10 protein-coding genes are annotated in these 12,826 nt (G+C 67.3%); 9 read left to right on the top strand and 1 reads right to left on the bottom strand.

All coding sequences use genetic code 11. From position 1 onward, the window contains the following. The first annotated feature begins 52 nt into the window (after positions 1-52). The 6 genes from ABZ725_RS40225 (at position 53) to ABZ725_RS40200 (ending at position 9,374) form a co-directional block, all read left to right on the top strand. A complete protein-coding gene (locus tag ABZ725_RS40225) occupies positions 53-718 on the top strand; it encodes a DUF3105 domain-containing protein (RefSeq protein ID WP_358807331.1) in 666 nt (221 codons plus the stop codon). 88 nt (positions 719-806) lie between these two features. Continuing rightward, on the top strand, positions 807-1,406 hold the full coding sequence (locus ABZ725_RS40220; RefSeq protein ID WP_358807384.1) for a DUF305 domain-containing protein: 600 nt from the start codon (positions 807-809) through the stop codon (positions 1,404-1,406). Positions 1,407-1,648: 242 nt separating this feature from the next. After that, positions 1,649-3,598, top strand: coding sequence for a S53 family peptidase (locus ABZ725_RS40215; protein ID WP_358807330.1), 1,950 nt, complete (start codon positions 1,649-1,651; stop codon positions 3,596-3,598). Positions 3,599-3,726: 128 nt separating this feature from the next. Further along, on the top strand, positions 3,727-5,481 hold the full coding sequence (locus ABZ725_RS40210; RefSeq protein WP_358807329.1) for an NAD+ synthase: 1,755 nt from the start codon (positions 3,727-3,729) through the stop codon (positions 5,479-5,481). Positions 5,482-5,676: 195 nt separating this feature from the next. Further along, positions 5,677-6,615: a MerR family transcriptional regulator gene (locus tag ABZ725_RS40205; protein WP_358807328.1), complete on the top strand. Its 939-nt coding sequence runs from the start codon at positions 5,677-5,679 to the stop codon at positions 6,613-6,615. A gap of 545 nt (positions 6,616-7,160) precedes the next feature. Further along, positions 7,161-9,374 (top strand): protein kinase, encoded by a 2,214-nt coding sequence (locus ABZ725_RS40200; protein WP_358807327.1) that lies wholly within the window; start codon positions 7,161-7,163, stop codon positions 9,372-9,374. On the opposite strand, the gene ABZ725_RS40195 is transcribed toward ABZ725_RS40200, so the two are convergent. After that, a complete protein-coding gene (locus ABZ725_RS40195; RefSeq protein ID WP_358807326.1) occupies positions 9,340-9,660 on the bottom strand; it encodes a hypothetical protein in 321 nt (106 codons plus the stop codon). The genes ABZ725_RS40200 and ABZ725_RS40195 overlap by 35 nt on opposite strands. A 211-nt stretch (positions 9,661-9,871) precedes the next feature. Between ABZ725_RS40195 and ABZ725_RS40190 the strand changes: the two genes are divergently transcribed. The 3 genes from ABZ725_RS40190 to ABZ725_RS40180 all read left to right on the top strand — a co-directional run bounded on the left by ABZ725_RS40190 (position 9,872) and on the right by ABZ725_RS40180 (position 12,663). Further along, on the top strand, positions 9,872-10,534 hold the full coding sequence (locus tag ABZ725_RS40190; RefSeq protein WP_358807383.1) for an HAD family hydrolase: 663 nt from the start codon (positions 9,872-9,874) through the stop codon (positions 10,532-10,534). Positions 10,535-10,613: 79 nt separating this feature from the next. After that, on the top strand, positions 10,614-11,801 hold the full coding sequence (locus tag ABZ725_RS40185) for a helix-turn-helix transcriptional regulator (RefSeq protein WP_358807325.1): 1,188 nt from the start codon (positions 10,614-10,616) through the stop codon (positions 11,799-11,801). Positions 11,802-12,174: 373 nt separating this feature from the next. Next, positions 12,175-12,663 (top strand): DUF6415 family natural product biosynthesis protein, encoded by a 489-nt coding sequence (locus tag ABZ725_RS40180; RefSeq protein WP_358807324.1) that lies wholly within the window; start codon positions 12,175-12,177, stop codon positions 12,661-12,663. Positions 12,664-12,826 lie beyond the last annotated feature (163 nt).

Below are 12,826 nucleotides of genomic sequence, written 5' to 3'. Positions count from 1 at the left end.
ATGCCCTTACGCCTCCACCGTCCCGCCCCTTTCCCCCAGAAGGACAGGCCTCATGGGTTCCGCCGACCAGACCACCAGCGCGACACGCAAGGCGCGAATAGAGGAGATGCGGCGGGCCGAGCAGGCCCGTGAGCGGCGTAACCGGTTTCTCACGATCGGCGGCAGCGTCGTCGCCGTCGTCGCGCTCGTCGCCGGTGGCGTGTTCGTCGTGAAGGCGCAGTCCGGCGACGACGACACCGCTGCCGCCGACTCCAAGTCCTCCGGGAAGTTCGTCACCGGCTCGGACGGGGTCAAGACATGGAAGGGCACCCTGGGGCGCACGCATGTCGCCAAGACGGTGAAGTACCCGACCGAGCCTCCCGTCGGCGGCAATCACAACCAGGTCTGGATGAACTGCAACGGCGACGTCTACACCAAGGCGCTGAACAACATGAACGCCGTGCACTCGCTCGAGCACGGCGCGGTCTGGGTGACGTACAACAGCAAGGCGAGCAAGGCGGACGTCACCGCCCTCGCCGCCAAGGTCAAGAAGACGCCCTACACCTTCATGAGCCCGGACGACGCCCAGGCCGACCCCATCATGCTCACCGCGTGGGGCAACCAGCGCACGGTGACGAGCGCGAGCGACGCGAACGTCGACACGTTCTTCGCGAAGTTCGTGCAGGGCGAGCAGACGCCCGAGCCGGGCGCGGCCTGCACGGGCGGTCTGCCGCAGTGAGGTCGGTTCGGTTGTCGAGGTCGGTTCGGTTGAAGTCGCTCCACTTGAGGTCGGTCCGGTCGAGGTCGGTCCGGTGAGGTACGCGGGAGTGGCGGTCGCCGTCGCCGGAGTGCTGGTCGCCGCCGGGGCCGTCACCTACTCGGTCGCCGGGGACGGCGGGACGGGTGTCACGCCCCCCGCCGCCGACTCCGCCGACGCCGGGTTCGCCCGGGACATGGCGGTGCACCACCAGCAGGCCGTCGAGATGTCGTACATCGTGCGGGACCGCACGACCGACGAGGAGGTACGCCGGCTCGCCTACGACATCGCGCAGACCCAGGCCAACCAGCGCGGCATGCTGCTCGGGTGGCTGGATCTGTGGGCGCTGCCGAAGGTGTCGTCCGACGGGCCCATGACCTGGATGGGCATGGGCGGAATGAGCGACGGCGAGGACGGCGCGCTCATGCCCGGGATGGCCACCAACAGCGAACTGAAGAAGCTCGGGACGCTGAACGGCAAGGCGGCCGAGGTGTTCTACCTGCAGCTCATGACCGCACACCACAAGGGCGGCATCCATATGGCCGAGGGCTGTGTGGAGAAGTGCACGGTGGACGTGGAGAAGCGACTGGCGCAGGGCATGGTCGATGCGCAGCAGTCGGAAATCGACCTGATGACAGGCATGTTGAAGGCACGAGGGGCCAAGCCGTAACCCTGCCCGAGGCCGAGCCATAACCGCGCCGGAGGCCAAGCCATGACCCTGCCGGAGGCCAACCCATAGGGTTTTCCCTCGATTTCATGGACGTATCCGTCAAATCGGCCCAGCAAGCGGTCACTTGGGCTCTTCTTGGCGTTCGCATTCCCCTGGCATGAACGGTTCATCGCAAGAGTGGCCAGCACGTCGAGTGATCTTCTCGCGTTCGAAACACATACAGGCCACATACAGGGGGTCCTATGAGATCCAACCGCGCCGCGCTGCGCGCCGGAGCGAGCATGGCAGCGACACTGCCCATGATCGCCGGCGCGCTGGCGCTCGGCATACCCGCGGCGCACGCCGCGGAGAGCCCCACCCGTGACACGCTGGCCGGGACCAAGCCCGCGTGGGCCACGACCAAGACGGACAAGGGCTCGACCTCGGACAACGCCCAGGTCACCGCCCGGGTCTACCTCGCAGGACGGGACGCCGCCGGCCTCGCGCAGTACGCGAAGTCGGTCTCCGACCCGAGCTCCGCCGCCTACGGCAAGTACCTCTCCGCCAAGCAGGCGCAGACCCGCTTCGGCGCGACCGAGGCCCAGGTCGCGGCGGTCAGGTCGTGGCTGACGGCAGCCGGTCTGAAGGTCACCGGCACGACCGCGCACTACGTCTCCGTCAGCGGTGACGTGGCCGCCGCCGAGAAGGCGTTCGGCACGCAGCTGCACAACTACGCCAAGGGCACGAAGACCTACCGAGCGCCCGCGCAGACGGCCTCGGCCCCCGCGAGTCTCGACGGCGCGGTGCTGACCGTCACCGGCCTGGACAACGCGCCGCACAAGGCCGCTTCCAAGGACCAACTCCCGCCGCCGGACGCGGTGTTCAAGAACGCGGGGCCGTTCTCCTCGTACTACGGCTCCACCACGGCGAGCACCCTCCCGTCCGCGTACGGCAAGAAGATCCCGTACGCGGTCCAGGGCTACACCGGCAAGCAGCTGCGGGCCGCGTACGGGGCCGGGAAGTACACCGGCAAGGGCGTGCGCATCGCCATCACCGACGCCTACGCCTCGCCGACGATCGCCTTCGACGCGGCCACCTATGCGAAGGCGCACGGCGACGCGCGCTGGAAGACCGGCCAGCTGACCCAGGTGCTGCCCTCGGACTACACGAAGACCGAGGAGTGCGGGGCGGCAGGCTGGTACGGCGAGGAGACCCTCGACGTCGAGGCCGTGCACGCGGTCGCGCCGGACGCGAACGTCACCTACCTGGGCGCGGCGTCCTGCTACGACGACGATCTTCTCGACTCGCTCAGCAAGGTCGTCGACAACCATCTGGCCGACATCGTCTCCAACTCCTGGGGCGACATCGAGGCCAACCAGACGCCGGATCTCGCAGCCGCCTACGACCAGGTCTTCCAGTTCGGCGCGGTCGAGGGAATCGGTTTCTACTTCTCCTCCGGCGACAACGGCGACGAGGTCGCGAACACCGGCGTCAAGCAGGTGGACACGCCGGCCAACTCGGCGTGGGTGACGGCGGTCGGCGGCACCTCGCTGGCGGTCGGCAAGGGCGACAAGTACCTGTGGGAGACCGGCTGGGGCACCGAGAAGGCGTCGCTGTCGGCCGACGGCAAGAGCTGGACGGCCTTCCCGGGCGCGTTCACCTCCGGCGCGGGCGGCGGCACCAGCAAGACGGTGGCGCAGCCGTACTACCAGAAGGGCGTCGTCCCGAACGCGCTGGCCACGGCCAACAGCGCGGCCGGCAACCGCGTCGTCCCGGACATCTCGGCGATCGCGGACCCGAACACCGGCTTCCGGGTCGGTCAGACCCAGACCTTCCCGGACGGCTCGCAGCAGTACAGCGAGTACCGCATCGGCGGCACCTCGCTGGCCGCGCCGGTCATCGCGGCCGTGCAGGCGCTGGCCCAGGAGGCGCGCGGCGGCGGCGCGATCGGCTTCGCCAACCCGTCGATCTACTCCGCCTACTCGAAGTTCGGCTCGCGGGTCTACCACGACGTCACGGACAACCCCACGGGCTCCGGGCTCGCGGTCGCCCGCGTCGACTTCACCAACGGGTACGACGCGACGGACGGTCTGCTGACCTCCGTCCGCAGCCTCGGCAAGGACAGCTCGCTGTCCGCGGTAAAGGGTTACGACGACGTCACCGGCGTGGGAACGCCGGCAAACGGTTACATCGAGTCGTACCGCAAGCACTGAGGAAACGCTGGGGAAACGCTGAAACGCGGTTACCGGCTGAGAAACGGTTACCGACAGATGGGGTGAGCGTGAGGTGGACGACACCGCACGCCACCCCATCGCGTCGCTCTGACGATTACACTGAGCCCGTGCCTCAACTTCGTCTCGCTCTGAACCAGATCGACTCGCGTGTCGGCGACCTCGTCGGCAACACCGAAACGATCCTCCGCTGGACCCGGCACTCCGCCGAGCAGGGAGCGCATCTCGTGGCGTTCCCGGAGATGGCGCTGACCGGGTATCCCGTCGAGGACCTCGCCCTGCGCTCCTCCTTCGTCGACGCCTCCCGCGCGGCCCTGACCACGCTCGCCGCGCGCCTCGCCGAGGAGGGCTTCGGCGAGCTGCCCGTGGTCGTCGGCTACCTCGACCGGTCCGAGAGCGGCCGGCCCAGGTTCGGCCGCCCGGCCGGCTCCCCGCGCAACGCGGCGGCGGTACTGCACGGCGGCGAGGTGGTCCTGTCCTTCGCCAAGCACCACCTGCCGAACTACGGCGTCTTCGACGAGTTCCGCTACTTCGTGCCCGGCGACACCATGCCGGTGCTGCGCGTGCACGGCGTCGACGTGGCTCTCGCGATCTGCGAGGACCTCTGGCAGGACGGCGGCCGGGTGCCCGCGGCGCGCTCCGCCGAGGCCGGGCTGCTGCTCTCCATCAACGCCTCCCCCTACGAGCGCGACAAGGACGACACCCGGCTGGAGCTGGTCCGCAAGCGGGCCCAGGAGGCCGGCTGCACCACCGCCTACCTCGCGATGATCGGCGGCCAGGACGAGCTGGTGTTCGACGGCGACTCGATCGTCGTCGACAAGGACGGCGAGGTGATCGCCCGTGCGCCCCAGTTCTCCGAAGGCAGCGTGATCCTGGACCTCGAGCTGCCCGCGGCCTCGGCGAACGCGCCGACCGGTGTCGTGGACGACGGTCTGCGCATCGACCGGGTGGTGCTGTCGCAGGAGCCCGTCCCGGCCTACGAGCCCGAGCTGAGCGGCGGGTACGCGGAGCGGCTGGACGACGCCGAGGAGGTCTACTCGGCGCTGGTCGTGGGCCTGCGGGCCTATGTCGCGAAGAACGGCTTCAAGTCGGTCCTGATCGGCCTGTCCGGCGGTATCGACTCGGCGCTCGTCGCGGCGCTCGCGTGCGACGCGATCGGCGCGCAGAACGTGCACGGCGTGTCGATGCCGTCGAAGTACTCCTCGGACCACTCCAAGGGCGACGCGGCGGAGCTGGCGCGCCGCACCGGCCTGAACTTCCGCACGGTGCCGATCGAGCCGATGTTCGACGCGTACATGGGCTCACTCGGCCTGACCGGCCTCGCGGAGGAAAACCTCCAGTCCCGCCTGCGCGGCACGTTGCTGATGGCGATCTCCAACCAGGAGGGCCACATCGTCCTGGCTCCCGGCAACAAGTCGGAGCTGGCGGTCGGCTACTCCACTCTCTACGGCGACTCGGTAGGGGCCTACGGCCCCATCAAGGACGTCTACAAGACGTGGATCTTCCGGCTGGCGGAGTGGCGCAACCGGGCCGCTGCCGAACGGGGCCAGACCCCGCCGATCCCGGAGAACTCGATCACCAAGCCGCCGAGCGCCGAACTGCGCCCCGGCCAGGTCGACACGGACTCGCTCCCGGACTACCCCGTCCTGGACGGCATCCTCGACCTGTACGTCGACCGCGACCAGGGCGCGGACGCGATCGTCGCGGCGGGCTACGACCGTGAGCTGGTCGTCAAGACCCTGCGCATGGTCGACACGGCCGAGTACAAGCGCCGCCAGTACCCGCCGGGCACGAAGATCTCCGCAAAGGGCTTCGGCAAGGACCGCCGCCTCCCGATCACCAACGCCTGGCGCGAGTCGGTCTGACCGGCCCTCTTGGCCCACCCACCGGCCGGACTCGGTGGGCCAAGAGGTGCCCCGCCCCGCCCCGGGCGGGGTGCCCAGCACGTGAAAGGCGGGTCCGTTTCATCCGGGCGGTCAGCGGAGATCGCGCGACGCATGCTTCAGCGGCCGGGGAACGGCCTTGCGCCTCCAGTGAGTGGAGACAGCAGAGTGGGGGACATGGACGTTACGACCCTCTGCTCGATCGGGGAGCTTTCCCGGCGGACCGGCTTGTCGGTGAGGACCATCCGGTTCTACTCCGATTCGGGGGTGGTGGCGCCGACCACCCGTAGTCCCGCCGGTTATCGGCTCTATGACCTCGACGCACTGCTTCGTCTGGAACTCGTCCGCACACTGCGCGAGCTGGGCATGGATCTGCCCACGATTCAACGGGTACTGGACCGTGAGCTCTCAGTGGCGGAGGTCGCCGCGGCGCACGCCGACGCCCTGGACGTCCAGATCCGGATGCTGCTACTGCGTCGGAGCGTTCTGCAAGTCGTGGCAAGCCGCGGATCCAGTCCCGAGGAGACCAAGCTCATGCACAGGCTCACGCAATTGTCCGGCGAGGAACGCCGACGTTTGATCGACGATTTCATGGACGGCACCTTCGGCACAGTGGATGCCGACCCGGCCGCAGTGGCCATGGTGCGCGCTGCCACTCCCGACCTCCCCGACGATCCGACCGGCGAGCAGGTCGCCGCGTGGGTGGAACTCGCCGAGCTGGTCGGCGACGAGAATTTCCGTGCCCGGATGCGCCGGACTGCCGTACGCCAGGCCGCCGGGCGTCCGCTCGACATCGAGCGCGATGCCGGCGAGGAACTGATGGAGTTCACCCGTCAGCAGGTGGCCGAGGCCAGGAAGGCGGGCATCGACCCGCTCAGCGACAGGGGCGCACCCGTCATCGACGACCTCATGCGCCGCTTCGCCGAGGTGTTCGCGCGCACCCCTGACACGGAATTCCGGGACTGGATGGCGCAGCAGTTCGAAGAGGCGCACGATCGCAGGGTGGACCGGTACTGGCGGCTGGTGTGGATCGTCAACGGCTGGCAGGTAGTACCGAACCTGATCCCGGTGTACCCCTGGCTCATCCAGGCCCTGCGAAGCGACCGCGCCGCATAGTCACCGCGGTGGGCACCGCCCCAGATCCCTGAACGAGTCCAAGAGATCGCCTGCGGACATGAGACGAGGGTGTCCAACGCCGATGTGTGACTGACGGGTTGAAGGCTTCGCCGTAGCTGGCGCCGTGCGGCCTGCCGTCGGAAGCACACGCCCGGTGACGCCGAGCTGATCACGCTCGCGGTCATGTCGGCGCTGCTCGGATACACCTCTGAGCGGCGCTGGCTTCGCCGCGTCGGCGGGACACGTCCTGTTCCTTGATCTCACCGATGGTCAGATGTAGCGGTCGGGGACGGCCAGGTCCGTGCGTGCGAGTTGTAATGGCAGCGTTCGAGGCTGATCATCCGTCCCTGCGCCCCGATCACGGCCGATGCCGGAACCCGGGCCGATAGTTGCGGAGCATGACCGCCTCCGAAGGCTACTGGACGGCCGATCGTCCGGCTTGCGGTGCCCCCTGCTTTTTTGACAAACCGTCACGTAGCAGTCCCTCTCCTGCCTAAGATGACCCCGCTGTCGGCTCAGTTCTCACAGCGGCATGGGGGATTCGAATGAAGAAGGCCGTGATCGTCGGAATCGATACGTACGTGGGTGCACCGCTTTCCGGGTGTGTCAACGACGCCAAGGACATTGCATCCTGTCTATCCCTGGACCAGTACGACTTCGACAGCGACGTGCTGCTCAATTCGCAGGCCACCCGTGCCAGTATCCTGCGCGCCCTCTCCGAACCGGCGTACGGAAGTGCGGAGGGAGACATCCTGCTCTTCTACTTCGCCGGACACGGCGTGGTGCTCGGGCAAGGCGGCCATCTTGTGACACACGATGCGCAGGAATTCGATCCCGGGATCTCCCTTGGGCAGTTGGCCCAGATCATGGAATCCGCGGGAGGAAAGTTCCGGCATGTGATCAGCATTCTCGACTGCTGCCACTCCGGATCGGCCTTCACCTGGACCAACAGCAGGCCGCTGCGGGCAGGCGATGTCGAACGTGCGATCCCGGCCGTCAACGAGAGCCGTTGCATCCTGGCCGCGTGCCGGCCCGAAGGGACGGCGAAAGAGATAAAGAGGCGAGGAGTTTTCACCAATGCCGTCACGGACGCCCTGCTCGGCGCCGCCGTGAACTGGGCCGGCGACGTCACCCTGTTGGCCGTCGCTGACTACGTGGCAGGCTCTCTCCCGCCGAAGCTCCAGACGCCCGTCTTCAAGGGAGACGTCGCCGGCACGGTGGTGCTCGGCTCAGGCTTTCCCGCACCCAAAGGGCCACCCATCGCGACGAGTGAGCTCACCAGAACCCTGGCGAAGGCCCACCACCTGGTGGACGATTACCACTACCTCCAGCTGGGAGAGCTCTCGGAGCGAGTCGTACGCCTGCGCAACGGCTCCCAACGGTGCTCCGTCAAACTGGAGTCACTGGTCCTGTGGTTTGAAGAGACGGAGAAGGCACTCCCCGACCTGAGGCGCAACTCGGACTGGGAGGCCCTGGGCATCCGAGTCCGCGATTTCCGCAAGAACATCGCCGACGTCAGCATTGGCGAGTCCACCCGGTATGGGCGGATCGTTCGCCGCATCGGGCACGGTGGGTATGGCAGCGTATGGGAGTTAGAAGCCGAGGATGGCAAGGCGTACGCCCTGAAGCTCTTTCACGGGAACGAACTGGACGAGGATGTGAAGGTCCGCCGCTTTGCAAACGGCTACCAAAACATGAAAAAGCTGGATCATCCCCGCATCGTGCGAGTGCGTGAGATGTTGATGGCACCGTTCGGCTTCCTGATGGACTATATTCCCGGCGACAACCTCAGCCACGCGCACATCGACCGGCGTGACCCCGAGGCGGTTCTCCGTCTCCTGATCGACATCAGTGACACGATCGGGTACGCCCACTCCCAGGGAGTGAGACATCGGGACATCAAGCCCGACAACATCATTGTCGGCTACGACGCCGAAGGCCGACAGGTTCCATACCTCACCGATTTCGACCTCGCCTACCACGAGACGAACCGGACCGTGACGGGTAATGGCGCTATCGGCGGCGTGATCAGTTATGCGGCTCCTGAGCAGCTCCACACGCCCAATGGAAAGCGTGCCCGAAGCGAGACGGTCGATGTCTTCAGTCTGGCCCAGCTGATGTTCTTCGTCATCACCGGCCAGCCGCCCAGTGGAGAGGTCTTCGTGCGAAACGCCGTGCTCATCAGGCAGGAATCCAGGTTGTGGTTCGACAATCCCGTTGCCGAGGAACTCACCCGGCTCTATCAGCGGGCAACGGCCAAGGATCCTGAGGAACGATGGCCCCGAGACGTCGCCGCCTTCACCGCAGTGCTGAAGCACGCGGAACTCCTCTGCCTGCCGAGCGCCACCTGGACCAGCGGTGAGGAAATCCTCTACCACCGCATCGCCCGAGGGTACGCCGGGTCGAACCGATACACGGCGACCCCGGACGGGTGTCGGCTGCAGAGCTCTTCCGGCCACTCGGATGTCACCGTGCGGCTTCTCAGTGTCGACGCTCTCGGGCGCGGCTTGCTGGAGATCGAGTGCTCCGTGGCCGTGGGCAGCATGATGGGGGGACTGGTGACCGCCAAGCAGCGCCAGACGGTCGACGCGAGGCTTCGCCACCGGATCAAGGGAATGGGAAGCATCCGGATCATTCGCGCGGGTCACGGTAACTGTTTGACGAGTCTTTCAGTGGGGGCGGTCACGCCGGATGCCGCAGGCGTCGAACGCGTCATCAGCGTGATCAGGTCGACCGTGGCATGCATCGAGCACCGATGACACAGCCCCGATGCCGGGGGAGGTGCCCGCTTGCCTCCACGAAGCCGCGCATGTCGTCGCTGTGTTTGACGATCGAAACGACCAGCGCGAGCGCGGCCAGGCAGTACTCGATGAGGCTGCTGGTGTAGCCGCCCTCAGCCCAAATGAGGGCCGGGCGGTGGTGGGCGTCGGCGACTTGGTGCAGCAGGACCTGGGCGGTGCTGCGGTCGCCTGCATCCGCGGCAGTGACCATCACGCCGAGCACCTCTCGACCGCCGTCCTCGGTGATGCCGGTGGCGATCACCACGGGCTTGGTCGATGCGGCGGCGGCACCCCCAGCAGGCTCGGGAAGAAGCTGCCCGAGCGCAGTTTGGGTATGGCCAAGTCAGGTCGTCGGCCTGCGTGGTCAGTGATTGCGCATGCTCTCGGGACGAGTCGTCATAGCCTGGGATCACATCACGCAGAGCCTGCTCCCGGCGAGAGCGTGATAGGGCGCAAAACCGTAGGCTCCCGATGTGATGGAAACCATTGTGTTCGACGTCGGCGAGACGATCACACGGGACGATCGGTACTGGGGCTCCTGGGCCGACTGGCTGAACATCCCCCGCCACACCCTTTCCGCCCTAGTGGGCGCAGTTGTCGCTGAGGGACGGGACAATGCCGATGCCCTGCGGCTTGCGCGGCCCGGAATCGATGTAGGAGCCGAATACCGCGCACGTGAAGCCGCCGGACGCGGCGAGCGTCTCGAGGAAAGCGACCTCTACGACGACGTCCGGCCGTCCCTCGCAGCACTCCGCGCCGCTGGACTGCGCGTCGTCGTCGCAGGCAACCAGACCGCGCGCGCGGGTGAGTTGCTGCGGAACCTGGAACTTCCGGCGGACGTCATCGTGACCTCGGGTGAGTGGGGAGTCGCCAAGCCTCAGCCGGAGTTCTTCGAACGGGTGCTGGAGGTCGCGAACACTCCGGCAGACCGGACTCTGTATGTGGGCGATCACCCGGCCAACGACGTCTTCCCGGCGAAGGCGGCGGGACTGCGCGTGGCACACCTTCGGCGTGGGCCATGGGGGCACCTCTGGGGCGATGATCCGGAGGTTGTAGCGGTGGCGGACTGGCGGATCGACAGCCTCGCCGAACTCGTTGCGATTGCCAAGGTCGGCTCACGGGGCGAACGATCCCAATAGACCTGACCGAACGGACCATTCGTGCACACGCAGCGTATCCGTGCGGGTACGGTTCGGAGGGCGGCCGATTGGAGCACACATGCCCGCAGGCAACCATGGCGGGGTAGGTGGTCGGATCGCCTACTACCGCAGCGTCATGCGTCCGAAGATGACACAGCAGCAGCTATCGGACGCTGCCTGTGTGTCATTGGGCACCATCCGCAAGATCGAACGCGGAGAGCGCGGAGTCAGCGACTCCACTCTCGAAGCCGTAGCGGGTGCGCTCGGTGTGGATCCCCACCGTCTGCGTTCTGATCGCGAACCTGCCCATACGACGGTGCGCGATGCGCTGCCCGGGATGTCGGCCGCACTGGCCACGTACGACTGTCCTGACGATGGCCCTGTCCGTCCCGTGCACGAACTACGTGCAGCAGTCGAGGAAGCGGCCCAGTGGCGGCTGGCCGCCCAGTACACGCGTATCGTCCGCCGGCTTCCGGATCTGCTTACAGAACTCGCCCGTGCCTACCACCAAGCCTCTGCCCACGAGCGGGCCGAGCTGGCCCGGCTTCTGGTGAGCGCCTACCGGTCGGCGGACGCAGTCGCTTACAAGTTCGGTGCTCGCGATCTCTCGGCGCGCTTGGTCGATCTCATGAGGTGGGCAGTCCCCGAAGCCGGTGATCCGCTCCTGACCGCTTCCGTCGCCTACGTGCGCACAGAGACCTTCTTCGCCGCACGAGCCCACAGCCCGGGCCTGCGTGCCCTGGAGCAGGCTCTCGACGCAGCCCCCGCCCCGACGCAGCCGGCTCAGATCGCGACGCGGGGCAGCCTCCACATGAGGGCCGCAGTCATCGCGGGCCGAGCGAGCAGCGCCACGGATGCACAGACCCATCTCGACGAAGCCCGCACCCTTGCCGACCAGTTGACCGAGGACGTCTACTACGGCACTGCGTTCGGCCCCGACTCGGTGCGCATTCACGAGGTGTCTGTCGCGGTCAGCCTCGGGGACGCCTACGTCGGCCGGGCTCTGGACCTCGCTCGCGAATGGAAGCCTCCGGTCGATCTTCCGGCTGAGCGGCGCAGTGGTTTCTACATCGAACTAGGCCGGGCCCAACTGTGGTCCGGGCAGGTGGACCACGCTTTCGAGTCCCTCAAGGTTGCCCGCCGTATCGCCCCGCAGCACACCCGCGAGCATCCCTGGGTCCGAGAGGACGCGGCTACCCTCCGGCGGCTGAAGCGGGCCGACTCGGAGACGCTGACGAGCTTTGCCGAGTGGTGCACCGCCATCTGAGCCGCTACCCCAGGTACCCCTCACCGGGGTACTTGTGACCTGGTCCACGCCCCAGCATCTGTTGCACGCACAGGAACCAGCAGATGGGAATGGGGATGCCAAACACACTCCCACTCAAGCCGACGATCGTAGACGTCGGTGTCAGCATCGTCCGTTTGCATGGTGAGGCTTGCTTTGACTGCGGAGCAGTCAACAGGCCCCTGCGCGTGGCGGGACAGGTCGTTGTTCGCGGCTGCTCGCAGATCTGGCACATCCGTACCTGTGGATGCCAGCGCAGAGGGGCGGCGTGATCAGCGTCGGGAACTGCCATGAAGACCCCGGCGACCGCGCGAACGGCCCCGGGGAGCGGCCAACGCTTCGAAGGAGCGTCGACATGACGAACGGTACCGCCCCTCCAGTGGATGACACACAGGACGCCAAGATGACGATCAGGGTGTACAGGGTCACTGGTGAGGGCTTGGTCACGCCACCGCGCACGACAGTCGTCGTGCCCCGCAAGGTCGACGGAACGGCACCGTCGGTGGACATCGCGGTGATGCGCGAAACCGTGGAGATCGTGCTGAACCCGGATGCCGCACCGGAGGCGCTGTCCCTGCCCGCCGACGAGGTGGTCACGCTGACGCAGACCCTGTGCGGGCACCTGGAGTTGCTCATCCCCGTGGTGGAGCAGGCCGCCGGGAGACTGGGCAAGGAGAGCGTCCCCCGCTACTGCGCACTTGCCTGCGTCGGGGAGGCACGCGGGAAGCTCCGGGCCGAGCCGGACCCGAGACTCGGCGGGAACATCGGTCACGCGCGTCGCCTGGCCCGCGTACTCAACGCCCTGTGCGACCACCACGAGAAGATCGGCGGCGGTCGCCCGTGACGACGGTCACCGACAGCGAGGCTCGGTCCGTCGAGTGCACGCTGGCACGCAAGCCTGGCTACGAGGACGTACACACCCGGTGCCACCAGCTCAAGGACGTACCACTGCCCCACTCCACACACGTACTGCTCGTCCACCGCTGCCGTTGCTCGTGCCATCGGCA

Origin of the sequence: Streptomyces sp. NPDC006872, assembly GCF_040635845.1 — a bacterium.
Classification (GTDB): Bacteria; Actinomycetota; Actinomycetes; order Streptomycetales; family Streptomycetaceae; genus Streptomyces.
The sequence above is the reverse complement of the archived record's forward strand: the minus strand, read 5'-3'. Positions and strand labels throughout refer to the sequence as shown.